The organism is Paraburkholderia tagetis (genome assembly GCF_022213065.1).
In the GTDB taxonomy this organism is placed as follows: domain Bacteria; phylum Pseudomonadota; class Gammaproteobacteria; order Burkholderiales; family Burkholderiaceae; genus Paraburkholderia; species Paraburkholderia tagetis.
The window spans coordinates 1-25,104 of record NZ_JAKLJA010000030.1 but is presented as its reverse complement, the minus strand read 5'-3'; the positions used below and the strand labels follow the sequence as shown (position 1 = coordinate 25,104).

Sequence of the window (25,104 nt, the reverse complement as noted above, 5' to 3'; positions counted from 1 at the left end):
GATGTAAATCGGCGACGTCAATCATCGACGCAATTCGGCAGGCCATCGAAGCCATGAACTCATCGTCCCTTCAGCCCGGCGCCGCCGGTCAACCCGCGGCACGTCCGCTTGGCGTGCTCGCCGCGCTTCCCCAGGAACTCGGCGACCTGATCGCCACGATGCAGGCCGAATCGGGTGTGGTCACGCGCACGCTCGGGCGGCGCGACTATCACCTCGGCACGGTGCACGGCGTGCCTTGCGTGGTGACGCTTGCGCGCGTCGGCAAGGTGGCTGCTGCGGCAACCGTTAGCGCGCTGATCCACGTATTCGATGTGCAAGCGGTGGTCTTCACCGGCGTCGCGGGCGGCGTGGGGCCGGACGTGCATGTGGGCGATGTGGTGGTGGGCGAGACGCTGCTCCAGCACGACATGAACGCCGAGCCGCTGTTCCCGCGCCACGAAATTCCGCTGCTCGCGCGCTCGCGCTTTAATGCCGACGATGCGCTGGCCGATGCGCTGGCCGCCGCGTGCGAGCGCTTCGTCGCGCAAGAGGGCGCTGCGCTCGCGGAGCGCTTTAGCGCCGCGTTGCCGCGCTTTAAAACCGCGCTGCCTCGCGTGCATCGCGGGCTCGTGATCAGCGGCGATCAATTCGTGGCCAGCGCGGCAGCCGTGGACGCATTGCGCGCGGCCTTGCCCGGCGCGCTCGCCGTGGAAATGGAAGGCGCCGCGATCGCCCAGGTCTGTTACGAGTACGACCTGCCGTGCGCCGTGGTGCGCACCATCTCCGACACCGCCGACGAGCACGCCAGCACCTCGTTCTCGTCGTTCCTCACGGATATTGCCGGGACGTATTCGACCGGCATTCTGCGGCACTTTCTCGCGTCGTACACCCCGGCGGGGCGCTGAGCGGCGCGGGTCTGGGCGACCCGCCGTCCATCTGCGGTCAAGCCGCAGTCAGCCCCGCAGTCAGCCCGCAGTCCGCCCCGCAGTCAGCACTCAGACGCGGGTTAACAATGACTGTGAAATTATTTATATCTAAAGTAATCTGGCGCGAACCGATCAACCTTAATTGACCGATCGCGCCCGAAAGCCCGTGCCCACGCCTTAAGACTCTTCTTTAAGGCACCAGGAGATGCGCGGGCGGGAAGGCGCCGTGCCCGCCCATGTCCGATGCCCGCTCCATCCCCGCGCGCACGACGCGCGCAGTCCTGCTCGTCTGCGGCTTGTCCGTTCTTTTCGAAGGCTACGACGTCGGCAGTCTCGGCGCGGTGCTGCCCGCGCTCGCCGCCGACCGCCACTGGAGCCTCACGCCGATGCAGCTCGGCGCGCTCGGCAGCTACGCGCTAGCGGGCATGTTCTTCGGCGGCATGGCGATTGGCACGCTCGGCGACCTGCTCGGGCGGCGGCGCATGCTGCTCGCCTGCGTCGCGCTGTTCTCGCTCACGATGGCGGGCGCGGCGCTCGCGCCCACGCCGTTCTGGTTCGGTCTGTGCCGGTTCCTGGGCGGCCTCGGTCTCGGCGGCGTGATTCCCGTGGCCGCCGCGCTCACCATCGAGTATTCGCCGCCGGCGCGGCGCAGTTTCAACTACGGGATGATGTACTCGGGCTACTCGCTCGGCATCCTGTGCGCGGCGCTCGCAGCGATGGCGCTGCTGCCCGCCTGGGGCTGGCGCGGCGTGATGGCGATGGGCGCGTTGCCGTTGCTCGCACTGGTGCCGATGGCGCGCGCGTTGCCCGAGTCGCTCGAATATCTGGTTGCGCGCGGACGCCAGGGCGAGGCGCGGACGCTGGCCGCACGGCTCGGCGTGACGGGCGAGCTTCCCGTGGCGCAGGGAGCAGCATCCCACGAACGCGCCAGCCTGCGCGATGTCGTGGCGGCGATCTTCGCGCGGCGCCGCCTGCGCGCGACGGCGTGCTTCTGGATCGCGTTGTTCTGCGGCATGTTGCTGGTGTACGGCCTGAACACCTGGCTGCCGATGATCATGCGTAAGCAAGGCTACGATCTCGGCTCGAGCCTCGCGTTCCTGCTTGTGTTCAGCCTGACTTCCGCGTGCGGCGGCGTGGTGCTCGGCAAGGTCGCCGACCGCTTCGGCGTGCGCGCGACGGTCGCGCTGGCCTATGCCATCGGTGCGCTGGCGATCGCCGCGCTGATGACCCGCAACGCGCTCGTCGTGAGCTATGCACTCGTGGCGCTCGCGGGGATCGGCAGCATCTCCGCCTCGCTGATCCTCACCGGGCATCTGACGCACTTCTATCCGTCCCATGCGCGCGGCGCGGCCACCGGCTGGGCGCTGTCCTTCGCGCGTTTCGGGGCGATGTGCGGACCGCTCATGGGCGGCTATATCGCAAGTGTGGGCGCGGACTGGTCGTGGAATTTCGTGGCTTTCGCGGTGACGGGGCTCGTGGCGGCGCTGGCGGTCGCGGCGTTGCCCTCACGTGAGCGCGTCGAGGCGGGTGAGGCGGGAGAGGGCGGCGAGAAGGCGGAGATGACGAAGGATGGGGCTCGGGCCCGACGCGCCACCCAGCTTTCTTGAAGACGGCGCGCTCGCGCCGTCGCTTGCCGTCTCACTTGCCGCGCATTTGCTGCCGCTCTTGCCACCGCATTTGGCACTGCATTTGCCACCGCATTTGCCACTTCAAGCCTTGCCGGCTTGCTCCACCGCCTCGCGGATCTGCTGCAATGCCGTCGCGTCCTCGATGGTCGGCAACTCGCCCGGCTCGCGCCCCTCGGCGAGCGCCGCGATTGCGCGGCGCAGGAGCTTGCCCGAGCGCGTCTTCGGCAGCATCGAGACGAAGTGCACGCGCGCGGGCCGCCCGATGGCGCCGAGCTGACGGTCCACGGTAGCCGCGAGCGCGGCGGCGAGCTGGTCCGCCGCTGCGGGATCCGCCGCCGCAGCCGCATCGCGCAGCACCACGAACGCGAGTGCGGCCTGACCCTTTACCGCGTCGTTTATGCCCACCACGGCCACTTCCGCGACCGCTGCGTGCGACGAGATCGCTTCTTCGATCTCGCGCGTGCCGAGCCGGTGGCCCGCCACGTTGATGACGTCGTCGGTGCGGCCGAGGATCGTCACGTAGCCGTTCTCGTCCTGCACGCCCCAGTCGAAGGTCGAATACACCTGCTGGCCCGGCACGCTCTCCCAGTACGTATTCACGAAGCGTGCGTCGTCGCCCCAGACGGTCTGCATGCAGCCCGGCGGCAGCGGGTAGCTGAGCGTGATCACGCCTTTCTCACCCTGCGCGCACGGTTCGCCCGTATGCTCGTTGCGCAGCACGAGGTCGTAGCCGTAGCACGGCACGCCCGGCGAGCCGACCTTCTGCGGCAGCGCTTGCACGCCTCCCTGGATCGCGAGCATCGGCCAGCCGGTCTCGGTCTGCCAGTAGTTGTCGACGACGCGCTTGCCGAGCGCGTCCGAGATCCAGACCGCCGTGGGCTCGTCGAGCGGCTCGCCCGCGAGAAACAGCGTGCGCAGGCTCGAGAGATCGGCGGCGCGCAGCAGCGCCGGATCCTGCTTCTTGAGCACGCGGATCGCGGTGGGCGCGGTGAACATGAGATTGATGCGGTGCTGCTCGACGAGGCGCCACCAGATGCCGCCGTCGGGCCGCACGGGCGTGCCTTCGTACATCACCGTGGTCATGCCCGCGAGCAGCGGCGCATAGATGATGTAGCTATGGCCCACGACCCAGCCGATATCCGATGCCGTGAACATGGTGTCGCCGGCGCGGCCCTCGAAGATGTATTCCATCGACGCAGCAAGGGCCACCGCGTAGCCGCCCACGTCGCGCTGCACGCCCTTCGGTCTACCGGTGGTGCCCGAGGTGTAGAGCACGTAGGAAGGCTCGTTCGATTCGAGCCATTCGCAGGGAATCTGCACGTTGTAATGCTGCTCGCGCAACGGCTCGTAGTCGACCAGATACGGCGCGTTCAGACGCTCGGGCGCGAGCTGGCGGTCGATCAGCAGCACGCGCGGCGGCGCATGTTCGGCGCGCGCCATGGCCTCGTCGACAAGCGGCGTGTAGTCGATCACCTTGCCGCCGCGCGCGCCGGCGTCGGCGCAGACGAGCAGCGTGGGCTTCGCGTCGTCGATGCGTGCGGCGAGGCTCGGCGCCGCGAAACCGCCGAATACGACCGAATGAATCGCGCCCAGGCGCGCACAGGCGAGCACCGCGAACACGGCCTCGGGAATCATCGGCAGATAGATCAGCACGCGCTCGCCGCGCTTCACGCCCAGCGAGCGCATCACGGCGGCCATGCGGTTTACTTCGGCGTGCAGATCGGCGTAGGTGTAGCGGCGCTCGATGCCGGTCTCGGTCGACACGTAGACGAGCGCGTTTTGCTGGGCGCGGGTGGCGAGGTGCCGGTCGACGGCGTTGAAGCACAGGTTGGTGCGCCCGCCCACGAACCAGCGCGCGAAGGGCGGATTCGAGCGGTCGAGCACCTCGGTGAACGGCGTCTGCCAATGGATGCGCGCGGCTTCGCGGCACCAGAAGTCTTCGGGTCGGTCAATCGACTCGCGGTGGAACTCGCGGTAACGGCGCATGACGTCCATCCTCCCGTGCGGTGTCGCGGGCTCGGCGCTTGGCGCTTTGGTGGGGCGCCCGCGTGGCGGCCGGATCCGGCTCTGAATAGTCGAGAATAGTGCAGCGCAATGGGCGCGGGCAACGCGGGTTCACCATTACACGGGCTTACACGGGCTGCGCGAGCGGGCGCGGCTGCGCATGCCAGCGCCGCAGCCAGCGGCATGCGATCGCGACCGCCGGATCGAGCTGCGCGCTCACCGTTGGGCCGAGACCCGTGCCGTAATCGTCGTGCGCGAACGGCTGCACGCCGATCAGCACCAGCTCGCGCGGATAGTGGCCCTTGAGCTGCGCGCACGCGAGCGCATCGGCGAAATCCATCTGGTGCAGACTCACGGGACGCGTATGCAGATGCCGCACGGCTTCGTCGCCTTCGCGCACGCACAGCGTGCCGGGTGCGCAGCCGAAGTCCGCCGAATTGAAGACGAGCATGCGTTGCGCCGACTCCACGAGCGGCAGGAGCGCGAGCCCCTGGGTGCCGCCCGCCACGAACTCCACGTGCGACGCGCACTGCCAGCCGGCCTTGAGACGCTCGATTGCACGCATGCCGAACCCGGCGTCGCCCCATTGCACATTGCCGATTCCCAGCACGACGATGCGCGGCGGCGCCGGCGTTTGCGCGGCGGCTGGGGTAGGCGCAGCGAGGGGGCGGGCGAAGATAAATGGAACGTGGTCGTAAAGAAAGCTCACGCGCATCACTTTGCGAAGGACACAAAACTCAGAATACTCTTAGGTGTCGCGCATTTTTGTGTTGAGGCGTGTCAAGGTAGTAGGAATCTGTTCGAGCGCTGGGATAAGTTTTGCAGGTTCAGGTGATTCGCTGTCGGACGATACCTGGTTTATGGTTAGAAGCTTCAGGCAATGTTCAGACGCACCAATGAAAAAGCGCGCCCGAGTGCGCGCTTTTTCATTCACATGAACCTCATGGGCCTCATGAACCTCATGAACCTTCAGGCCCCCGGCTTCACGACCACGGTGCAGGTCGTGCCCGCGGAGAGGATCATGCCGTCCGGTACCTTGTCGATGTGGATGCGCACCGGCACGCGCTGCGCGAGGCGTACCCAGTTGAAGGTGGGGTTCACATCGGCGAGCAGCTCGCGGCTTTGCGGATTGTCGCGGTCGTAGATGCCGCGCGAGATGCTTTCCACGTGGCCTTCGAGCGTGCCGCCGCTCATCAGCTTGATGTCGGCCTTGTTGCCCACTTTCACGTGCGGCAGCTTGGTTTCCTCGAAGTAGCCGTAGACCCAGAACGAATGGCTGTCCACCACCGCGAGCTTGGCTTGGCCGGCGATCGCGTAGTCGCCCTGGAACACCTGCAGGTTGGTGATATAGCCGTCCACGGGCGAGATCACGCGTGTGCGATCGAGGTTGAGCTTCGCGGCGTCGAGCGCGGCAAGCGCCTGCTGGTACTGCGCCTGCGCCGAATTCGCGGTGTGCGAGGCGTTTTCGCGGCTTTCCTGCGAGACGACCTGGCTGTCCATGTCGGCGCGGCGGCGGGCGTCGTCCTGCTTCATGGTCAGCTCGGCCTTGCGCGCGGCCACGGCTGCTTGCGCCTGCTCCACGGCGATCTGATAGTGCGACGGGTCGATCTGCATGAGCAGGTCGCCCTTGTGCACGAACTGGTTGTCGCGCACGGGCAGCTCGACCACGGCGCCCGAGACGTCGGGCGCGATGTTCACCACTTCGGCGCGCACGCGCCCGTCGCGGGTCCACGGCTCGTCCATGTAGTGCACCCACAGGACGCGCCCGACCAGAATGGCGACGGCGAAGATGATGGCCGTCGCGATAAAGCCAATGATGTTTCGGATAGTCATGATTCGTTTGAATCCGGTTCAGCGTTTTTCAGCGAGTTCTGCTATTTCAGCGATATACGACGAGCCCCAGCACGCAGCACACGACCACGAGCAGGCTCACGCGAAAGAGGGAGGGGTGCCACACGATCCGGTAGAGGCCGGTTCGGGCCAGTACGGAATCGAGCACCCAGGTGAGCGCCGCGCCCACGATGAAGAGCAGGACGATCGCCGGAATGTAGGCGTCGAGAAACGCAACGTCACGCGGCATGGTTTGCTCCTTGCGGGTTGTCGGGATGGTTGTCCGCCGATGGGGTCGCGCCTGGGTCCGCCGCGAACGGCGATTGCGGATCGATGAGCGCGGTACGGATGAAATGCAGATGGCTCAGGATGCGCTGCAGCCGATGGCGCGTTTCGCGCGGCGCGTCTTCCTGGACGATCCGTTCGAGCACGCCCTGGCAGGCCGCGATGGCCGCACGGGTCGCGGCGAGCGCGGTGGTGTAGCGATTCGCGTCGGGGCGCGCGAACAGCGCGCTCACGGCCTTGAGCGTGGCATCGGTGGCGTCGCGCCATGCGGTGCCGGCCCGGAGTGCGTCCGTGGTACGCACGGGCGCGGCGGCTTGCGTGGCGGTTTGTGTTCCGGCTTGCGCCGCAGGTCGCGCAGATACCGCGGCCAGCTCCTCGCGCAGATCGATCGCGGCATTGCCGATCTCGAGCGTCGCGAACATCCAGCGCAGCGTGTCCTGGCGGAGCGCCTCGTCGCTGCCCGCGAGCGCATGCAACTGGAACATCAGGTCGCGCGCGCCGCTTTCGAAGCGGTTGCGCAGGCCCGTGAGCCCGCTTGTGCCGATCCAGCGCGCGCGGCACGCGTGCACGGCCTGGCCGCGCAGATTGGCGAGCAGACGCTTGCGCAGCCACGGCGCGGACGGCGGCAGGAGCACGGCGAACGTGAGGGCGGTGACGACCATCGACATGACGAGCGCCAGCGCGTCGTTCATATAGCCGGCCGGGTTGTACTGCACGACGTTGTCCGGGCCTGCGAGGAAGCACAGGAAGATGCAGTAGCCCATGCCGTAGCCCATATACGCGGGGCGGGTCGTGAGGAATACGCCGAATGCGAGCGCGGGCGTGAGCGCGACGCACAGCATCGGAAAGCCGTCGATATGCGGAAACACGCCGAACGTGAGGAACATGCCGACCACGGACGCGAGCATCGTGCCGCCCGCCATCTGGCTCGACATGCGCGCGGGCTGGGGCGAGGCGGAGGCCAGCGCACAGGTGGCCGCGGCGGTGAGCACGAGAGTCGCGCCGCTCGGCCACGCGCTGGCGATCCAGAAAGTCGCGAGCAGACCCATGACGATGGCCGCGCGCAGGCCCGCCACGCCGGCCGCGACCAGATTGGTCTTCGGCTCGTAGCGCGCGATCCATTTTTCGCGCGAGTGCGTGTCGACGGCGAGCGAGGCGTAGGTCGCCGTGTACTCGTTCATTTCGTGCACGAAGCGGTAGAAGAGCTCAGTGGCCGTGTCGAAGTCGAGCAGGCGCGCGGCGCGCGTCTCCGCGCTCTTGCCTTGCTGGTCCAGATCGGCTTCGAGCTGCATGCGCGTTTCGCGCACGCGCCTGGGCAGCGTCGCGCGATAGTCCTCGAGCTGCTTCGAGACGTGCACTGCGTCGGCCGCGGTGAGCACCGGCTCGCCGGACTTGTCGAAGAGCGGCGCGATCTCGCGGAAGTACGGCTCGAGCGCGTCGACGGTGACGGTCGAGCCGCCGTTGCGCAGGCGGTTCATCAACTGATGCAGCGCGTGAAAGCGCGTCGAGACGGCCATGAACTCCGTGTTCAGGCGCGCGAGGCGCCCCGCGCGCATGCGTGCGTCGGGCGAGTCGAACACGGCCGTGCTGCGGCTCGCCTCGAAGCCGACGATGTCGGCCACGAAACGCGCGTTGGTCGCTTCGATCTGCGAGCGCTCGACGCGCCCGCCCAGCGACGCCGACACATAATCGACGAACGACGAGAAGCGGCGGCGCACCGTGGAGCGCAGCAGTTCGCCCGTGTACTGCGGGAACACCACGGCGCTCACGAAGCCCGACGCGAGGATGCCGATCGAGATTTCGGCCACGCGCGTCATCGCCGACATGAATGCGCCGTCGGGATGCTGCGAGGCCGGAATACCGATCAGCGCCGCCGTATAGCCCGCGAGCACGAAACCATACGAACGGAAATTGCGGTTGCGCGCGGCGCCTGCCGTGCAGATGCCCACCCACAGCGCCGTGCTGGCGATGAAGAGCTCGGGTTGCTGGGCGAACAGGCCGATCAGCGCGAGCATGACCACGAGGCCGACCAGCGTGCCGCAGATCCGGTAGAAGCTTTTCGCGAACACGGGGCCGCTTTGCGGCTGCATCACGATGAACACCGTGGTCATGGCGGTGCGCGGCGAGGGTAGATCGAGCTTCATCGCGATGCCGAGCGCGAGCAGCGCCGCGGCAATCGCCTTGAAGAGATAGAGCCAGACGAGGCCGTCGGTGCGCGCCCAGTCGGCGAACGCGTGGAAGAGGCGCGGGCCGCCCGGTTGCGTGGAAGTGGGAGAGGACGCTTGCATGGTCGCGGGCTTCAGTGCACGGAGGCGCTTGCGTTTGCTTTGGCGCCTGCGGAGGAGCCTGCGTTGCCTGCGCGGTCCGCGCCCGCAGCATCTGCCGCATCGACCTTATTGCCTGCATCCACCGCACCCATGTCAGGCAGCTTCGGCGCGAGCAGCGCTGCCGGCATGAGCGGGACGTCGCGCGTCTTCTTGCCGTGCGCGGGCAATTGCTCGGCTTGCGTCGGTCCTGCCGCCGTTGCCCCGCTCGCCGGGTCGATCATCCCGCCGCCCAGCGCCGCCACCAGCGTCGCATGAGCGGCCAGGCGCGCGGCCTGGATGTGCGCGACGCCTTCCTGCGCGCGCAGCAACTGCGTCTGCGCGATCAGCACATTGACGTAGTCGGTGAGCCCGCGGCGAAAGCCGGCCTCCGAGAGATCGTAGTTGCGCTGCGCGGCCGCGACCGAGCGATGGGCGTCGTCCTCTTGCGTCGCGAGCGAGCGCATGCGCACGATCTGGTCGGCGATTTCCTTGAGCGAGGTTACGAGCGTCTGGTTGTACCGCTCGACGGCGATGTCGTAGGCCGCCGATTGCGCGCCGAGCTGCGCGCGCAGACGCCCGCCATCGAAGATCGGCAGCGAGAGCGCGGGGCCGCCCGCGTAGCTGCCGCTCATCGACTTGAGGAACTGGAACAGCGGGCCGGCCGCCGCATAGCCGCCCATCGAGACGAGCAGGTTGATGTTCGGATAGAACTCGGCCTTCGCGACGTCGATGCCGCGCGCCTGCGCGGCGACGGTCCAGCGCGCCGCGACCACGTCGGGGCGATAGCCGATCAACTCGGCCGGCAGCGCCGAGGGCAGGCCCGCCGGCGCGGCGAGCGAGAGCGCCGGGCGCGCGATCGACTCGCCCGCGCCGGGGCCTTTGCCCGCGAGCGCGGCGAGTTGGTTCTTGCCGAGCGCGATGGATTCTTCGAGTGCGTCGATCTGGCGTTCGTATTCGGGCAGCGGCGTTTCGGCCTGGCTCACTTCGAGCTGCGTGCCGATGCCGCCCGCGAGGCGCTTTTGCGCGAGCGCGAGAATCTTCTGCTGCTCGGCGAGCGTCTGCTTGGCGATGTCGAGCAGCGCGTAGTTCATCGAGAGATCGATGTACGCGCGCGTCACGTTCACTTCGAGCTCGAGTTGCGCGGCGCGCGCGTCGGCGGCCGTGGCGTGCGCCATGTCGAGCGCGCGCTCGGCGTTGTTCTTGTCCTGGCCCCAGAGGTCGAGGTGGTACGAGAGGCCGAGCGTGGCCGTGTTGTTCCACGTGTTTGCGCCGGCGAGCGGGCCCGGACCGTAATAGACGTTGTCGGCCCACTGCTGGCGCTGGATGGACATGCTGCCGTTGACCTGCGGCAGGAGGCCGGCTTGCGCTACGCCAGCCATCGAGCGCGCTTCACGCACGCGTGCCTGGGCGGCCGCGAGCGACGGATTGCCCGCGATCGAGGCTTCAATCCAGGCGTTCAGTTGCGGGTCGTTGTAAGCGCGCCACCAGTCGCTGGCGGGCCATTGAGCGTCGGCGTTGGCGGCGCGGATGGCCGAGCCGACGTCCAGTTCGGATGCGTCCGTGTGCTTCGCTTGCGGTGCGATTCCCCCGGTACTGGCGCAGCCCGCGATTATCAACGAGAACGTAAGAACCGTGAGTGCGGCTAGTCCTTTCGGTACCGGAGACTGCACGATTTACTCCTTTTCCATGCGTAGATTGACGTACCGCATTATATTTTTTGCTTGATTGGCGAATAACCGGTAAGGATGCAAGGCATTCTTACGGGAACTGAGACAATCGCCCTTACGGAATGTGTAACAATTCGTCCGTCAGCTAGAGGATTGTTATGGATACGCTTCAGAACATGCGTGTATTCGTGCGGGTGGTGGAAGCCGGCAGCTTCACCGGCGCCGCCCAGTACCTGAATACGACGACGGCTTACGCGTCGCGCGCGGTCTCCGATCTGGAGGCGCATCTGCGCACGCGGCTCCTGAATCGCACGACGCGCCGCATCGCGCTCACCGAGGCCGGCGAGCGCTACCTCCAGCGGTGCGAGCAGATCCTGGCCTACGTTGACCAGGCGGAAGCCGAAGCCGGCGACGCGCATGCGCGCCCCTCGGGCAAGCTCAAGGTTCACGCCATGACGAGCTTCGGCCAGCACTATGTGGTGCCGGCGGTGGGGCAGTATCAGCAGCGCTATCCGGACGTGCACGTGGACCTCACGCTCGCGCAGCGCATGCCGGATATCCTCGACGAGGGCTACGACGTCGCGCTCGTGCTGGCCACCGATCTGCCGGATTCGGGCTTCGTCTCGCAGCGTCTGACGAGCGCGTTCAGCATTGCCTGCGCGTCGCCGGCATACCTGGAGCGCCACGGCGTGCCGCAGACGCCGCGCGACCTGGCGAATCATCGCTGCCTGCAGATGGTGACGCCGGTGTTTCCGGCGGCGCAGTGGCAGTTCACGGGTCCCGACGGCCGTGACGAAACGATCGACCTTGGCCCGGCCACGTTCCAGGTCAATGTCGCCGAGGCCAATGCGGTGGCGGTGCGCGAAGGTATGGGTATCGGCTTGCTGCCGATCTATTCGGCCATCGGCGGGCTGCGCAGCGGCGAGCTCGTATGGATCCTGCCCGAGTACAAGTCGCAGGAGATGAATATCTACGCGATGTATCCATCGCGCCAGTATCTCGACGCGAAGATCCGCACGTGGGTTGAGCTGCTGCGCGAGAACCTGCCTGCGACGATGGCGGAAGATCAGGCCGAGCTGCGGCAGTTCGCGCGGACCTGAGGTGACCCGAGTTGGCCTGAGATGGGGAGCCTGGAAGCAGGGGATCCGACGGCGTGCGGTGACAGCCTGTTACAGCTTTGGGTTATCGCAACACTTCCTTACGCACGCCAGCGCGGCGGCTTGATAAGGTAGCGAAACTGAAACGTCAATCCGCCAGAACCCGAGGTTTTCCATGAATACGCATCTGATGATCGCCATCGCCGTGATGATGGGCATGATCGGCATCGCCGCGTCGCGCGACTTGCTGCGTATGCGCCGCGCCCAGCTTCAACCCGTCAGGCTGCGCGTGCAGCGCCCGGACGACCGCACGCGCGGCCTGCGCTGATCGTCTCTGCGGGCGCGGCCTTCCCCGCCATGCCCGCTGCCGTGCACGCCCATGCCGGGCGGCGCGGTGCTCAGATCTCCACCACCTTGTCCCATGCGAAGGCCGGATTCTCCGGCTGGCCGGTGCGCCGGTCGCGATAGCCGCGAGGGTTGCACACCACACGCGTGTCATTGATCGTGTAGTCGAAGCACGTATGCGTGTGGCCGTGCACCCAGAGCGCAGCGGGCGCCCCCACCAGCGCGCCGAGATCGTTCACGAAACCCGCCGATACCAGATCGTCCGCGTAACGCGCCGCGAGGCTCAGCCGATGCGGCGCATGGTGCGTGACGACGATCGTCTGACCCGCGAACGGCTTGGCCAGCTCCGCTTCGAGCCACGCGCGCGCCTGCGCGTGCAGCGCGAGCGAGTCCGCAGGCGTGAAATCGCGCGCGGCGGCCTCGGGGCTCGCGGGCCACGACACCTGGATAAGTCCGCGAAAATCGAGCATCACGCGCTTTGCTGCCTGGATCGCCGCTTCGACAGCGGCTTCGTCGGCCCCGAACAGCGCGAAATCCGCCCACAGCGTCGTACCTAGCACCCGAAAGCGGCCTGCCGGATCGACGTAAGTCCCGTTGTTCAGGAAATGCACGTTGTCGAGCGTCGCGGCGGCGTCGCGCATGGCCGCTTCGAGCGCGCCCAGGTCGCCGTCGTAGTACTCGTGATTGCCCGGCACGTAAATCACGGGCACTTGTGGATCGAACGTCTCGGCGGCCCAGCGCAAGCCCAGCCCATGATTATGGATGTCGCCCGCGAGCACGACGAGGTCGGCCTGGGCGTGCGGGATCGTGTCCGGCTCGTCGTTTTCCAGATGCAGGTCGGATAGCACACGGACTTTCACTTCGCCTCCTTGCGCCGAATACGGATTCGGCGCTGCATTCAACGGATTACCTTGCCCGGATTCATGAGATTCAGCGGATCGAGCGCGTTCTTTACGGCGCGCATCAGCGCGAGCTCGACTTCGCTCTTGTAGTGTGCGCTCTCGTCGACCTTCAACTGGCCGAGACCGTGCTCCGCGCTGATCGTGCCGCGATGGCGCTCGACGCTGTCGTAGACGATGGTGTTCAAGGTTTTCTCGTTTTCCGCGAGGAACCGCTGCGGGTCGCCGCCTTCGGGCGCCTGCACGTTGTAGTGCAGATTGCCGTCGCCGAGATGACCGAACGTGACCATGCGCGCGCCGGGCACCGCACGCGCGATCCCGGCGTCGGTTTCCTCGATGAAATCGCCGATGCGCGAGATCGGCACGCCGATGTCGTGCTTCACGTTCAACCCCTCCTGCGCCTGCGCGAGCGGAATGTGCTCGCGGATATTCCAGAATGCCTGCGACTGCGCGAGGCTTTCCGCGACCACGGCATCTTCCACGAAACCTTCTTCGAGCGCCGCTTCCATGAGGCGCTCGAAGAGTACGCGCCCGTGTTCCTCGCTTTCGTTGTCGGAGAGTTCGAGCAGCACGACCTGCGCGTGGCGCTGCTGGAACGGATAGCGCAACTGCGGGAAGTGCCGCCCGACCAGTTGCATGCAAAAGTCCGACATCAGCTCGAAGCCGGTGAGCAGCGGTCCGGCGAAGCGCTGCGCGAGCGCGAGAAAGTCGAGCGCGGCGTGCGCGGATGCGAGTCCTGCGAGCGCCGTGATGCGTGCGGCCGGCTGCGGGTGCAGCTTCATGACGGCGGCGGTGATGATGCCGAGCGTGCCTTCCGCGCCAATGAAAAGATCGCGCAAATCGTAACCCGTGTTGTCCTTGCGCAGGCCGCGCAGGCCGTCCCAGAGTTCGCCTTGCGGCGTCACGACTTCGAGACCGAGGCACAGCTCGCGCGCGTTGCCGTAGCGCAGCACGCCGGTGCCGCCCGCGTTGGTCGAGAGATTGCCGCCGATCGTGCAACTGCCTTCGGCGGCGAGCGAGAGCGGGAAAAGGCGGCCGGCCTCGGCGGCGCGCGCCTGGACCTCGGCGAGAATCACGCCCGCTTCAACGGTGATCGTGTTGTTGTGCGCGTCGATCTCGCGCACGCGGTTCAGACGGCGCAGGCTGAGCACGGCTTCGCGGCCGCTCGCATCGGGCGTCGCGCCGCCTGCCAGGCCGGTGTTGCCGCCTTGCGGCACGAGCGCGACGCGATGCTCGTGCGCGAGCTTCACGATGGCGGTGACTTCTTCGGCGCTCGCGGGGCACAGCACGGCGCATGCCGTGCCTTGATAGCGCTTGCGCCAGTCGGCGAGGTAGGGCGCGGTGTCGTGGGCGTCGGTCAGCACGTGCTGCGCGCCGATGGCGGCTGCGCAGGCGTCGAGGAAGGCTTGCGGGGCGAGTGCGGTGCTTGGGGTCATGGCGGGCGGGTTGTCTGCGGGGGCGGAGCGCGGCGCTGGGGGCGCCTGCGCTCGACGGCCGGTATGCTGTTCTGGCTAAAGAGTTAGTGTGACACGCCAGCGGTTCACGCGCCTTCACGTTTGGCGCGCCGCGCGGCGCGCTTGAAGGGCGCGACATAGGCGAGCGCGCATCCGAAGAACCCGAGCGCCAGCGCGACTTCGATCCAGCCGAGCAGGTTGCCGGGCGCGGGGTCGGTCATGCCGCGCACGATGCCCTCGGCGAAGTAGAGGAGGACCAGCATCGACGCCCATTGCAACGTATAGAGGCGGCGCTTCAGCACGCCAGGCAGCGCCGCGGCAAGCGGCAGCGCCTTGAGTACCAGCGCGCTGCCGCCGGGGCGCAGCGGCGCGAGCCGCCATTCCCAGGCGATGCACAGCAGCGTGAGCGCGGCGAGCGTGATGAACGCGCCGAGCGCGGCGGCGCGACGTTCTGCGATGTCGGTGTGCGGGAGAGGCGAGGAGGCTGGCATTGGGACTGGCATTGAGACTGACCTCGGGACTGACCTCGGGGCGCTGACCCCGGCGGGGCTCGATGGCGCCGGTCGAAACATCCTGGCGCCACACATTCTCTGATGACGGTAAAGTTCGCGACCGCGTGTCGCGCGGACGATGGTGCTCTACAGCAGACTACGGCCGCTCGCCTTGTGAGAGCGCCAGCGACGCCCGCGCGAGCCGCACGCCAAGCGCCACGGCGAGCGTTTTTTCGTCGGCGGTGAGGCCGTGGCTGCGGCCGTCGGCGCGCGCGTGATGCGATGCGCCGTAGGGCGTGCCGCCGCTCTGCGTCGACGTGAGCGTGCTCTCGGTATAGGGAATGCCCACGAGCAGCATGCCGTGATGCAGGAGCGGCAGCATCATCGAGAGCAGCGTGCTTTCCTGGCCGCCATGCAGGCTGCCAGTGGACGTGAAGACGCACGCCGGCTTGCCCGCGAGCGCGCCCGAGAGCCATTGCGGCGTGGTGCCATCGAGGAAATACTTGAGCGGGGCGGCCATGTTGCCGAAGCGCGTAGGCGAGCCGAGCGCGAGGCCGGCGCATTCTTCGAGATCGCGCAGCTCCACGTAGGGCGGGCCGTCGTCGGGAATATCGGACGCGGTGGACTCGCAGACCGTGGACACGGGCGGCACCGTGCGCACGCGCGCTTCAGCGCCGGACACGCTGTCGATGCCCTGGGCGATGGCGCGCGCCAGTTCGCGGGTCGCGCCGTGGCGGCTGTAATAAAGCACAAGAATCGGTTTCATCGGGCCTCGTCGGTGGACGGGATATTATAGGGGGTGGGTTCGCCGCGAGTTTTCTGTGACATGTGGCGCGCCATCTGAAGAAGGCAGGCCAATGGACGTGTTGTCGAGATTACGGATCGACCTGGATATCGTGGAGCGGCTGGCGCGCTTCGCCGCGCGGCGCAGCCGCGAAGACCGCATTCCGCAGGTGGCGGGCAGTCTCACGTTCACGACGTTGCTCTCGATCGTGCCGCTCGCCACCGTTGCGTTTGCGCTCTTCACCGCGTTCCCCATCTTCGCGTCGTTCCAGAATTCGCTGCAGGGCTTTCTCGCCGACCACCTGATGCCGGCGCAGATCAACAGCCAGATCTTCATGTACCTCAACCAGTTCGCGTCGAAGGCCAAGGGCCTCACGACGATGGGCATGATCGTGCTGTTCGTGACCTCGGTCATGACGATGATGACGGTCGAGTCGGCGTTCAACGTGATCTGGCGCGTGCGCAAGGCGCGCCCGCTCGCACAGCGGGTGCTGGTCTACTGGGCGATCCTCACGCTCGGGCCGATCCTGATCGGCGTGAGCCTGTCGATTTCGTCGTATCTGTTCACGCGCTCGGCCGCGCTCGCCACCGAGCAGCATGTCTCGATGCTATTCGACTGGATGCTGATGGGCGCCTCGCTGCCGCTCACGGCGGTCGCCTTCACGATGCTCTACGTCTATCTGCCGAACTGCCGTGTGGAATGGCGCGACGCCGTGGTGGGCGGCATTGCGGCGGCCATTGCGTTCGAGCTGGCCAAGCGCGGCTTCGGCCTTTACGTGCGGCGCATTCCCACCTATACGGCGGTGTACGGCGCGTTCGCGGCGGCGCCCATGTTTCTGCTGTGGATGTATCTGAGCTGGTTCATCACGCTAGTGGGAGCGATGATCACGTCGGTGTTGCCCGAGATTCGCACCGGGCGCTTCAACCGGCCGAGCTTTCCGGGCAGCGATCTGCTGGACGCCCTCGAGTTGCTCGCGGGACTGGCGGATGCGCGCGACGCTGGGCAGCCCGGCAGCACCGCCGAGCAGCTCGCGCAACTGCTGCGCCGCGACCTCGCGACCGTGACGCGGCTCGTGGCGGATCTGGAAGAGGACGAGTTGATCGGGCGGCTGGAAAAGGACGGCGAGAAGCCGCATTACGTGCTGGTCGCGAATCCCGCACGAATCTCGGTGGAGCGCATTTACGCGCGGTTCGTGATCGATCGCAAGGAGCTGGCGTATCAGCTCAAGTCGAGCGATATCGACGCCGCCTTGCTGCTAGGTGCGCTGGAAAACGACAAACTCTCGATTTCGCTCGCCTCGCTGCTGGCGATGCGGCGCGAACTCGCTCGCCTTACCGATGCGGGCGCGGATCATCCGGCGTTGCCCCATCCGGCGTCGTAAAGCCGTTACGGGAAGCACACGCCGCTAGATCGAAATCTTTCCGCGACAGATATCCGAGAACATGACCCAGTCGCCCATCAGGCTATAGATGGGATGCCGGAAGGTGGCGGGGCGGTTCTTCTCGAACGCGAAGTGGCCGATCCAGGCAAACCCGTAGCCGCATACCACGGCGGCGGGCAGCCAGAGCCAGTCGCCCGTGGCGATCGCCATGGCGACGCAGCCAATCACGCCCAGCGAGCCGATGAAATGCAGCCGCCGTGACATGAGGTTGCTGTGCTCGCTCAGATAGAACGGATAGAACTGCGCGAAATTCGCGAAGTGTTCAGCCTGGGTGGGGTGGCTCATCGTTTCCTCCTTTGCGCGTTGCGTGCCGCTGCGCAAGGGTCGCTCATGCAATCATTTTGCGGCGATCCGCATGACCGTGCAACCGGGGCCGGGCGCGCCTGCAAGCGGCTCGCACTGGCCGGCCCGCCAACAGTCCGATTAACCGTTTCCCACCCGCGGCCCATGCTGCACCGCAAAACCGTAGAGCGCGTCGAGCGTCTCATCGGGTTGTTCGGTCATGAGCGCGTGTCCCGCGTCCAGAGTCACCGTATCGACGATGACGCCCGCCTGAGCGAGTGCACCCGCGAGCGCGCTGGCCGCGCGTGGCGGGGTCATCATGTCGCGCTTGCCGACAATCAGACGCACCGGGCAGCGCACTTTGGCCGCGCTCGCGAGGCCGTTCGCGTAGGCGTTGCAGGCCGCGAAGTCGGTGTGAAAGAGCTGCGGCGCGCCTTGCGCCGAGACGCGCTCCATCAGCCGCTGGTTCATGCCGCGCAGCCAGAAGCCGGGGCCGGGGCTCGAAGGCTTGGCGGCGAGCGTCGAATGCGACCACGCGTTCACGAGCGCGATGGCTTCCGGCTCGCGCTCGCGCGCGGCTTCGAGCAGCGCGGGGGAGACGGCCATCGGAACAGCCGTGGCGAGCAGCGCGATGGCCGAGGCGCGCTCCGGGTGGCGCGCGGCGAATTCGAGCGCGACGAGCGAGCCCATGCTGTGTCCGGCGACGAACGCTTTCTCGACCTTGAGCGCCGCAAGCAGGGCGTCGAGCCAGTCGGCGAGCGCGCCGATGCTCGCGAGCGCCGGGCCCGCGCTGCGCATATGGCCCGGCAGGTCGACGGCCAGTACGCTGAAACCGTGGTGCGCGAAATAGCGTGATTGCAGCGCCCACACGCTGTGATCGTGCTGCGCCCCGTGGACGAATACCGCTACTGGCCGGGCCGGATCGAATGCGCGTCCGCCCGTATAGGCGTAGACGGCTTTGTCTGCGACGTCGACGATCATGACGCCTCCTTGCCCGCAGAGGCTGCGGTTTTGGCGGCGGCGCCGGGGGCCGCTTTCTGCGACACCTTCTGTGACGCCTTGAGCGCGCGCTTGAGGTCGTCGATCAGGTCGTCGGGGTCTTCGAGGCCGATCGACAGGCGGATGGTGCCCGCGCCGATGCCCGCCGCGGCAAGCGCTGCCTCGTCCATGCGGAAGTGCGTGGTGGAGGCGGGGTGGATCACGAGCGAGCGCGCGTCGCCCACGTTCGCGAGATGCGAGAAGAGCGCGAGCGACTCGATAAAGCGCTTGCCCGCCTCGCGGCCCCCCGCCAGATCGAAGCTGAACACGGCGCCCGCGCCGCGCGGGAGCAGGCGCCTCGCGAGCGCGTAGTCGGGGTGCTTCGGCAACTCGGGATACGCCACGGCCTGGACGGCGTCGTGTGCGTCGAGAAATTCGACAACGCGCCGCGTGTTCGCCACATGCCGCTCCATACGCAGCGGCAGCGTCTCGATGCCTTGCAGGAGCTGCCACGCGGCCTGCGGATGCAGGCACGCGCCAAAGTCGCGCAGGCCTTCGCGGCGCGCGCGCAGCAGGAACGGCGCAACGCTGCTCTCCTCGCTGAACACCATGCCGTGAAAGCCCGCGTAGGGCTCGGTGAGTTCGGGGAAGCGGCCCGAGGCGTCGAAGTCGAAGGTGCCGCCGTCCACCAGCACGCCACCGATGGTCGTGCCGTGGCCGCCGAGGAATTTCGTGGCCGAGTGGTAGACGAAATCGGCGCCGTGTTCGAACGGACGCAGCAGATACGGTGTCGTGAAAGTCGAATCGACGAGCAGCGGCACGCCGTGCTCGTGCGCGATCTGTGCGACGCCGGCGATGTCGAGCACGTCGAGGCCAGGATTGCCCAGCGTCTCGCCGAACAGCAGGCGCGTCTCGGGCCGCAGGGCCGCGCGCCAGGCGTCAAGGTTGCCTGGCTTCACGAAGGTCGTGGCGATGCCGAAGCGGCGCAGCGTGTAGTCGAGCAGGTTATGCGAGCCGCCGTAGAGCGCCGTGGACGCCACTATATGCGCGCCCGCGCCCATCAGCGTGGCGATGGCCAGATGCAGCGCCGCCTGGCCGCTCGCGGTGCCGATCGCGCCCGCGCCGCCTTCGAGCGCTGCCACGCGCTCTTCGAACACGGCGACCGTGGGGTTCGAGAGGCGCGAATACACATGGCCCGCGCGCTCCATGTTGAAGAGCGCGGCGGCGTGATCGGTGTCGCGGAAGGTGAATGACGTGGTCTGATAAATCGGCGTCGCGCGGGCACCTGTGACGGGGTCGGGCGCGGCGCCGGCATGCAGCGCGAGTGTGTCGAAGCGTGGATCGGACATCGTGGCAGCACGGCCGGCGCGAACCGGCGTCGGGTGAAGGGTGCTGGCATCGTAACACCGGCCGCGCCGGGCGGGGAATGGCCGATGAGGCGCCTAGCAGCTCCCCGAAAGCCCCTGCGTCGGGACGCTCCACCAGCGTGTTTGAGGGCCGTTTTCTGACGGATTCGAGCCTTTCGGGCGGGGTCGCGACATCTTTCCCGTGGCTTTCCTTTTACCGGCCTTTCCGATAGCATCGAAAAGAGGTAGGAATTTCTTTTCGGCATTTTCCCCACAATTCACGACAGGCGGCATGGCCGCCAACATTTTGTTGCATGAGATGAGCCTCGGTGCTTCACGGCCAGGTCCCATCGGCACAGGAGACACATCATGCGTGTGAGCGACATTCTCAAAGTCAAGGGCAATACGCTCTTCACCGTTACGCCTGACACCTCGCTGCACGACGCGGTGAACATCATGGCCGAGCACGATATCGGCTCGCTCGTCGTCATGGAGTATGGGGACCTGGTCGGCATGCTCACATTCCGCGAGATCATTCTGACGCTGAGCGCCCACGGTGGCAGCGTCGGCACCGCCACGATCCGCAAGGTCATGGACGACCACCCCATTACGTGCACGCCCGAAACCGACATCGACGAAGTGCGCCGCATGATGCTCGAGCATCACGTGCGCTATCTGCCCGTCATGGATAAACGCACGCTCATGGGCGTGATCTCGTTCTATGACGTCGCGAAGGCGGTGGTGGAAGCGCAGGGCTTCGAAAACAAGCTGCTCAAGGCCTACATTCGCGACTGGCCCGAAGAAGAGCAAAATTCGGGGCGTTGATTGAAGCGCCGCGCGCGGATTTGCGCGCGAGCCGCATCCCGGGGCGAACCCGCACGAACCCGCTTAAAAAAGCGCGCATCAAGCGCGCTTTTTCGCGTCTGGCCTCCCATTCCTACAGCATGAATCCAATTCGATGAGCGAAAGACCGATGCCCGTTGCGCAGCGTGCGGCCCCCGACGCGCCCCCCGATGCGACCGGCCATGGCTCGCAGTTCGCGCTGCTGCGCCAGCGCCGCTTTGCGCCGTTTTTCTGGACGCAGTTTCTCGGCGCGATGAACGACAACGTCTTCAAGATCGGCTTCACATCGCTCGTGACCTACCAGGCGGCGCGCTTTTCGGGCGTCGATCCGAAGACCGTGGCGTTCCTGATCTCGGCCATCTTCATTACGCCGTTCGTGCTCTTTTCCGCCACTTCCGGACAGGTCGCCGACAAATACGACAAAGCCGTTCTCATGCGCTGGGTCAAGACCTTCGAGATCGCGGTGATGCTGATTGGCGCGGCGGGCTTCTGGATGCACAGCGCGCCGCTGCTCTACCTGTGCACGTTCCTGATGGGTGTGCACTCCACCGTGTTCGGACCCATCAAATACGCGTATCTGCCGCAAAAACTCGCGGCCGACGAGCTCGTCGGCGGCAACGGGCTCGTGGAGATGGGCACCTTCGTGGCGATCCTGATCGGGACGATCATGGGCGGCATCGCGGCCGGCATCGGCGCGTCTGATGCCGTGTCTCCCGTGTCTGCTGTGTCGAAGGGCGCTTCCGCCACGGTCGCTTCGGTCACCTCGGGGCCGCCAGTGGGCGCGTGGTGGCTCGGCGGTCTGTGTATCGGCATCGCGCTGATCGGCCGCGTGGCCAGCGCATTCGTGCCGCCCTGCGCGCCGCCGCAGCCGGAATTGCGCATCAACTGGAATCCGTTTTCCGAGACCTGGCGCAACTTGCGTCTCGCACACGGCAACCGCACCGTGTTCCTGAGTCTGCTTGGGATTTCGTGGCTGTGGTTCGTCGGCGCGACCTTTCTGGCTTCGTTCTTCAACTTCGCGAAGGACGTGCTTTCCGCCGATCCCGACGTCGTGACCCTGCTGCTCGCGATGTTCTCGCTCGGCATCGGCATCGGTTCTCTGCTGTGCGAGCGGCTTTCGCGCCGGCGCATCGAGATCGGGCTCGTGCCGCTCGGCTCGATCGGTATGAGCGTGTTCGGCATCGACCTGTTCTTCGCGAGCCATGCGCTGCCCGCCGCGCCGCATCTGCTCACGGTGGGCGAGTTCGTGCGCACGCTCGCGCACTGGCGGGTGCTGGCCGACCTGTTCCTGCTCGCGATGTTCGGCGGCTTCTATAGCGTGCCGCTCTATGCGCTGATCCAGAGCCGCTGCGCGCCCAGTCATCGCGCGCGCATCATCGCCGCGAACAACATCCTCAACTCGCTCTTCATGATCGTCTCGGCGCTCATGGCGATGGGGCTGACGGCAGCGGGCGTCGGCATTGCGGGCATTTTTCTGACGACGGCGCTGCTCAATATCGTCGTGGCCGCGTACATCTATACGCTCGTGCCCGAGTTCCTGCTGCGCTTCGTGGCGTGGGTGCTCGTGCATACGGTCTATCGCGTGCGGCTAGTCCACGCCGAGCGCATTCCCGCAGAAGGCGCGGCGGTGCTGGTCTGCAATCACGTGAGCTATGTCGACGCCGTGGTCATCATGGCCGAGAGCCCGCGGCCGATCCGCTTCGTGATGGATCACCAGATCTTCCGCTCGCCGCTGATGGGCCGGCTGTTCCGGCAGGCGAAGGCCATTCCGATCGCGCCGGCGCACGAGGACCCGGCGCTGCTCGCGGCGGCCTACGAGACCTGCGCCGCCGCGCTCGCCGAGGGCGAACTCGTGTGCATCTTCCCGGAAGGCAAGCTCACGAAGACCGGCGACATGAGTCCATTCCGCCACGGCGTGACAGAGATCCTCAGGCGCCATCCCGCGCCGGTCGTGCCGATGGCGCTGCGCGGGCTTTGGGGCAGCGCATTCTCGCGGCACGCGGCGTCGGGTCAGGAGCGGCCGGTGCGGCGCGGGCTGACGAGCCGGCTCACGCTGGCGGTGGGCGAGCCGGTGGCGCCCGGCGACGTGACGGTCGACGAGTTGCAGCGCACCGTGGCCGAGTTGCGCGGCGCGCGGCGCTGACGGCAGGGGGAAGGGGCAGCAGGAGGGGACAGCAGGGGGGCAGCAGGAAGGGGCAGCAGGGACGGGGCCGCGCCCGGACGACCCGGGCGGGCCGTCGCGCGGGCTGGCATAATGCTGGATTCCCCGATTCACTTTGGACGACCGCCATGTCCGGCAACACGCTCGGTACGCTTTTCACCGTCACCACCTTCGGCGAATCCCACGGCCCGGCCATCGGCTGTGTCATCGACGGCTGCCCGCCCGGCATGGCGCTCACCGAAGCCGACATCCAGATCGACCTGGACCGCCGCCGTCCGGGCACCTCGCGCCACGTCACGCAGCGCCAGGAAGAGGACAAGGTCGAGATCCTCTCGGGCGTGTTCGAAGGGCGCACGACCGGCACGCCCATCGCGCTCCTGATCCGCAACACCGACCAGCGCAGCAAGGACTACGGCAACATCGTCGAGACCTTCCGTCCGGGTCACGCCGATTACACCTACTGGCAGAAGTACGGTATCCGCGACTATCGCGGCGGCGGCCGCTCGTCGGCGCGTCTGACGGCGCCCACGGTCGCGGCCGGCGCGGTCGCGAAAAAGTGGCTGCGCGAGCGCTTTGGCGTGGAAGTGCGCGGCTGCATGAGCGCGCTCGGTGAGATCGACGTGCCGTTCGTCGACTGGAAGCATGTGCCCGAAAACCCGTTCTTCGCCCCGAACGCCGACGTCGTGCCGCAGCTCGAAGCCTACATGGATGCGCTGCGTAAAGACGGCGACTCGATCGGCGCGCGCATCGACGTGGTGGCGAGCGGCGTGCCGGTGGGTTGGGGCGAACCGCTCTTCGACCGCCTCGACGCCGATATCGCCCACGCCATGATGGGCATCAATGCGGTGAAGGGCGTCGAGATCGGCGCGGGTTTCGCCAGCGTGGCGCAGCGCGGCTCGGAGCACGGCGACGAACTCACGCCCGATGGCTTTCACAGCAATCATGCGGGCGGTGTGCTCGGCGGTATTTCGACGGGGCAGGACATCACGGTCTCGATCGCCATCAAGCCGACCTCGAGCATTCGCACGCCGCGCCGCTCGATCGACAAGGCGGGCGAGCCGTCCACGGTCGAGACCTTCGGGCGCCACGACCCGTGCGTGGGCATCCGCGCGACGCCTATCGCCGAGGCGATGCTCGCGCTCGTGCTGATCGACCATGCGCTGCGCCATCGCGCGCAGAACGGCGACGTTGCCGTGACGACGCCGAAGATCCCGGCCAGCGACGCCTGATTACGTCCATGCTTGCATGACGAGCGCGCGGCTGGAAGCGCTGGCGGCGAGCTGATCGTACCGCGCCCGCTTTGATCGGCATGGGTCGCCGCGATTGCATGAAACAACAAAGCCGCTCCGAGGAGCGGCTTTGTTTTCCCGATTTCCGATGTTACATGTTCGGATAGTTCGGCCCGCCACCGCCTTCGGGCGTGACCCACACGATGTTTTGCGTCGGGTCCTTGATGTCGCAGGTCTTGCAATGCACGCAATTCTGCGCGTTGATTTGCAGGCGATCGCTGCCGTCGTCGTTTTTCACGAATTCGTAGACCGCGGCCGGGCAGAAGCGCGCCTCAGGGCCTGCATAGGTACGCAGATTCACGTTCACCGGCACGCTTGCATCCTTCAGCGTCAAATGCGCGGGCTGGTTCTCTTCGTGATTCGTATTGGAAATGAACACGGAAGAGAGGCGGTCGAACGTGAGCTTGCCATCGGGCTTCGGATACTCGATGGGCTTGCACTGCGATGCAGGCTTGAGCATCTCGTGATCGCGATGTTGGTGATGCAGCGTCCACGGCACGTTGCCGCCCAAGAGCTTCTGCTCGACACCCACCATCAGCGTGCCCAGATACAGGCCTTTGCTCATCCATTGCTTGAAGTTGCGCGCCTTGTAGAGTTCCGTGTGCAGCCACGATTGCTTGAAGGCTTCCGGATAGGCGGCAAGTTCGTCGTTCTGGCGACCTGCCTGCACCGCTTCGAACGCCGCGTCCGCCGCGAGCATGCCGGTCTTGATCGCCGCGTGACTGCCCTTGATGCGCGCGGCGTTCAGGAAGCCCGCATCGTCGCCCACCAAAGCGCCGCCCGGGAACACGAGCTTGGGCAGCGACATCAGCCCGCCTGCCGTCATCGCGCGCGCGCCATAGGAAACGCGCTTGCCGCCTTCCAGATATTTGCGGATCGCCGGATGCATCTTGTAGCGCTGGAATTCCTCGAACGGCGAGAGATACGGATTCGTATACGCGAGACCGACGACAAAGCCCACCATCACCTGGTTGTTGTCGATGTGGTAGAGGAACGAGCCGCCATAAGTGTCCTTTTCGAGCGGCCAGCCCGCCGTGTGAATCACGAGGCCCGGCTTATGCTTCGCCGG

The 25,104-nt window shown here is 66.8% G+C and carries 22 protein-coding genes; 8 read left to right on the top strand and 14 right to left on the bottom strand.

Features of this window, described 5'->3' with window-relative positions:
- Positions 1–53 precede the first annotated feature (53 nt).
- Together L5014_RS27285 and L5014_RS27280 are read left to right on the top strand one after the other, a co-directional pair.
- Positions 54–884, top strand: a complete 831-nt coding sequence (locus L5014_RS27285; protein ID WP_238466917.1) for a 5'-methylthioadenosine/adenosylhomocysteine nucleosidase — start codon at positions 54–56, stop codon at positions 882–884.
- 257 nt (positions 885–1,141) lie between these two features.
- Positions 1,142–2,512 (top strand): MFS transporter, encoded by a 1,371-nt coding sequence (locus L5014_RS27280; protein WP_238466916.1) that lies wholly within the window; start codon positions 1,142–1,144, stop codon positions 2,510–2,512.
- 102 nt (positions 2,513–2,614) lie between these two features.
- Here the strand turns inward: L5014_RS27280 and L5014_RS27275 are convergent, their stop codons facing one another.
- The 6 genes from L5014_RS27275 to L5014_RS27250 form a co-directional block, all read right to left on the bottom strand.
- On the bottom strand, positions 2,615–4,519 hold the full coding sequence (locus tag L5014_RS27275) for a propionate--CoA ligase (protein ID WP_238466915.1): 1,905 nt from the start codon (positions 4,517–4,519) through the stop codon (positions 2,615–2,617).
- Positions 4,520–4,664: 145 nt separating this feature from the next.
- A complete protein-coding gene (locus L5014_RS27270) occupies positions 4,665–5,246 on the bottom strand; it encodes a HyaD/HybD family hydrogenase maturation endopeptidase (protein ID WP_238466914.1) in 582 nt (193 codons plus the stop codon).
- 260 nt (positions 5,247–5,506) lie between these two features.
- Positions 5,507–6,370, bottom strand: a complete 864-nt coding sequence (locus L5014_RS27265; protein WP_238466913.1) for an efflux RND transporter periplasmic adaptor subunit — start codon at positions 6,368–6,370, stop codon at positions 5,507–5,509.
- Positions 6,371–6,416: 46 nt separating this feature from the next.
- On the bottom strand, positions 6,417–6,617 hold the full coding sequence (locus tag L5014_RS27260; RefSeq protein ID WP_238466912.1) for a DUF1656 domain-containing protein: 201 nt from the start codon (positions 6,615–6,617) through the stop codon (positions 6,417–6,419).
- The gene (locus tag L5014_RS27255; RefSeq protein ID WP_238466911.1) at positions 6,607–8,940 is read right to left on the bottom strand and encodes an FUSC family protein; all 2,334 of its coding nucleotides are present in this window, start codon (positions 8,938–8,940) and stop codon (positions 6,607–6,609) included. The genes L5014_RS27260 and L5014_RS27255 overlap by 11 nt, the downstream gene beginning before the upstream one ends.
- Before the next feature lie 11 nt (positions 8,941–8,951).
- A complete protein-coding gene (locus tag L5014_RS27250) occupies positions 8,952–10,628 on the bottom strand; it encodes an efflux transporter outer membrane subunit (protein WP_238466910.1) in 1,677 nt (558 codons plus the stop codon).
- 155 nt (positions 10,629–10,783) lie between these two features.
- Here L5014_RS27250 and L5014_RS27245 point away from each other — a divergent pair, with 155 nt between their 5' ends.
- Both L5014_RS27245 and L5014_RS27240 read left to right on the top strand, forming a co-directional pair.
- On the top strand, positions 10,784–11,725 hold the full coding sequence (locus L5014_RS27245; RefSeq protein ID WP_238466909.1) for a LysR family transcriptional regulator: 942 nt from the start codon (positions 10,784–10,786) through the stop codon (positions 11,723–11,725).
- Between the two features lie 172 nt (positions 11,726–11,897).
- Complete coding sequence (locus tag L5014_RS27240) at positions 11,898–12,050, top strand: hypothetical protein (RefSeq protein WP_238466908.1); 153 nt, start codon at positions 11,898–11,900, stop codon at positions 12,048–12,050.
- Between the two features lie 70 nt (positions 12,051–12,120).
- Here L5014_RS27240 and L5014_RS27235 read toward each other — a convergent pair whose 3' ends face one another.
- The 4 genes from L5014_RS27235 to wrbA all read right to left on the bottom strand — a co-directional run bounded on the left by L5014_RS27235 (position 12,121) and on the right by wrbA (position 15,677).
- Entirely contained in the window at positions 12,121–12,927 is an 807-nt protein-coding gene (locus tag L5014_RS27235; protein WP_238466907.1) for a metallophosphoesterase, read from the bottom strand.
- Positions 12,928–12,965: 38 nt separating this feature from the next.
- A complete protein-coding gene (locus tag L5014_RS27230; RefSeq protein ID WP_238466906.1) occupies positions 12,966–14,402 on the bottom strand; it encodes an FAD-binding oxidoreductase in 1,437 nt (478 codons plus the stop codon).
- A 104-nt stretch (positions 14,403–14,506) separates the two neighbouring features.
- Positions 14,507–14,923 carry a DUF2069 domain-containing protein gene (locus L5014_RS27225; RefSeq protein WP_238466905.1) on the bottom strand — a complete coding sequence of 139 codons (417 nt, stop codon included), beginning with the start codon at positions 14,921–14,923 and terminating at the stop codon, positions 14,507–14,509.
- Between the two features lie 145 nt (positions 14,924–15,068).
- The gene (gene wrbA, locus L5014_RS27220) at positions 15,069–15,677 is read right to left on the bottom strand and encodes an NAD(P)H:quinone oxidoreductase (protein WP_238466904.1); all 609 of its coding nucleotides are present in this window, start codon (positions 15,675–15,677) and stop codon (positions 15,069–15,071) included.
- A gap of 91 nt (positions 15,678–15,768) precedes the next feature.
- Between wrbA and L5014_RS27215 the strand changes: the two genes are divergently transcribed.
- Positions 15,769–17,076 carry a YihY family inner membrane protein gene (locus L5014_RS27215; RefSeq protein WP_238466903.1) on the top strand — a complete coding sequence of 436 codons (1,308 nt, stop codon included), beginning with the start codon at positions 15,769–15,771 and terminating at the stop codon, positions 17,074–17,076.
- Positions 17,077–17,100: 24 nt separating this feature from the next.
- Here the strand turns inward: L5014_RS27215 and L5014_RS27210 are convergent, their stop codons facing one another.
- The 3 genes from L5014_RS27210 to L5014_RS27200 all read right to left on the bottom strand — a co-directional run bounded on the left by L5014_RS27210 (position 17,101) and on the right by L5014_RS27200 (position 19,745).
- Positions 17,101–17,421, bottom strand: a complete 321-nt coding sequence (locus L5014_RS27210) for an Mpo1-like protein (RefSeq protein WP_238466902.1) — start codon at positions 17,419–17,421, stop codon at positions 17,101–17,103.
- A 138-nt stretch (positions 17,422–17,559) separates the two neighbouring features.
- Complete coding sequence (locus tag L5014_RS27205) at positions 17,560–18,399, bottom strand: alpha/beta fold hydrolase (protein WP_238466901.1); 840 nt, start codon at positions 18,397–18,399, stop codon at positions 17,560–17,562.
- Complete coding sequence (locus L5014_RS27200; protein WP_238466900.1) at positions 18,396–19,745, bottom strand: O-acetylhomoserine aminocarboxypropyltransferase; 1,350 nt, start codon at positions 19,743–19,745, stop codon at positions 18,396–18,398. Before L5014_RS27200 ends, L5014_RS27205 begins: the two co-directional genes overlap by 4 nt.
- 366 nt (positions 19,746–20,111) lie before the next feature.
- On the opposite strand from L5014_RS27200, the gene L5014_RS27195 reads away from it, so the two are divergent.
- The 3 genes from L5014_RS27195 (at position 20,112) to aroC (ending at position 23,975) form a co-directional block, all read left to right on the top strand.
- Positions 20,112–20,567, top strand: coding sequence for a CBS domain-containing protein (locus L5014_RS27195; RefSeq protein ID WP_238466899.1), 456 nt, complete (start codon positions 20,112–20,114; stop codon positions 20,565–20,567).
- A gap of 133 nt (positions 20,568–20,700) precedes the next feature.
- The gene (locus tag L5014_RS27190; RefSeq protein WP_238466898.1) at positions 20,701–22,728 is read left to right on the top strand and encodes an MFS transporter; all 2,028 of its coding nucleotides are present in this window, start codon (positions 20,701–20,703) and stop codon (positions 22,726–22,728) included.
- 146 nt (positions 22,729–22,874) lie between these two features.
- Positions 22,875–23,975, top strand: coding sequence for a chorismate synthase (gene aroC, locus L5014_RS27185; RefSeq protein WP_238466897.1), 1,101 nt, complete (start codon positions 22,875–22,877; stop codon positions 23,973–23,975).
- 151 nt (positions 23,976–24,126) lie between these two features.
- Here the strand turns inward: aroC and L5014_RS27180 are convergent.
- A partial coding sequence (locus tag L5014_RS27180) for an electron transfer flavoprotein-ubiquinone oxidoreductase (protein ID WP_238466896.1) occupies positions 24,127–25,104 on the bottom strand: 978 nt, incomplete at its 5' end.

Bases quoted from the DNA above. Each gene is read 5' to 3' on its own strand.
- L5014_RS27280 (WP_238466916.1), top strand. From the start codon at position 1,142: ATGTCCGATGCCCGCTCCATCCCCGCGCGCACGACGCGCGCAGTCCTG.
- L5014_RS27260 (WP_238466912.1), bottom strand. From the start codon at position 6,617: ATGCCGCGTGACGTTGCGTTTCTCGACGCCTACATTCCGGCGATCGTC.
- L5014_RS27230 (WP_238466906.1), bottom strand. From the start codon at position 14,402: ATGACCCCAAGCACCGCACTCGCCCCGCAAGCCTTCCTCGACGCCTGC.
- L5014_RS27285 (WP_238466917.1), top strand. From the start codon at position 54: ATGAACTCATCGTCCCTTCAGCCCGGCGCCGCCGGTCAACCCGCGGCA.
- wrbA (WP_238466904.1), bottom strand. From the start codon at position 15,677: ATGAAACCGATTCTTGTGCTTTATTACAGCCGCCACGGCGCGACCCGC.
- L5014_RS27200 (WP_238466900.1), bottom strand. From the start codon at position 19,745: ATGTCCGATCCACGCTTCGACACACTCGCGCTGCATGCCGGCGCCGCG.
- L5014_RS27275 (WP_238466915.1), bottom strand. From the start codon at position 4,519: ATGCGCCGTTACCGCGAGTTCCACCGCGAGTCGATTGACCGACCCGAA.
- L5014_RS27255 (WP_238466911.1), bottom strand. From the start codon at position 8,940: ATGCAAGCGTCCTCTCCCACTTCCACGCAACCGGGCGGCCCGCGCCTC.
- L5014_RS27225 (WP_238466905.1), bottom strand. From the start codon at position 14,923: ATGCCAGTCCCAATGCCAGCCTCCTCGCCTCTCCCGCACACCGACATC.
- L5014_RS27190 (WP_238466898.1), top strand. From the start codon at position 20,701: ATGAGCGAAAGACCGATGCCCGTTGCGCAGCGTGCGGCCCCCGACGCG.
- L5014_RS27240 (WP_238466908.1), top strand. From the start codon at position 11,898: ATGAATACGCATCTGATGATCGCCATCGCCGTGATGATGGGCATGATC.
- L5014_RS27205 (WP_238466901.1), bottom strand. From the start codon at position 18,399: ATGATCGTCGACGTCGCAGACAAAGCCGTCTACGCCTATACGGGCGGA.
- L5014_RS27210 (WP_238466902.1), bottom strand. From the start codon at position 17,421: ATGAGCCACCCCACCCAGGCTGAACACTTCGCGAATTTCGCGCAGTTC.
- L5014_RS27245 (WP_238466909.1), top strand. From the start codon at position 10,784: ATGGATACGCTTCAGAACATGCGTGTATTCGTGCGGGTGGTGGAAGCC.
- L5014_RS27265 (WP_238466913.1), bottom strand. From the start codon at position 6,370: ATGACTATCCGAAACATCATTGGCTTTATCGCGACGGCCATCATCTTC.
- aroC (WP_238466897.1), top strand. From the start codon at position 22,875: ATGTCCGGCAACACGCTCGGTACGCTTTTCACCGTCACCACCTTCGGC.
- L5014_RS27195 (WP_238466899.1), top strand. From the start codon at position 20,112: ATGCGTGTGAGCGACATTCTCAAAGTCAAGGGCAATACGCTCTTCACC.
- L5014_RS27215 (WP_238466903.1), top strand. From the start codon at position 15,769: ATGGACGTGTTGTCGAGATTACGGATCGACCTGGATATCGTGGAGCGG.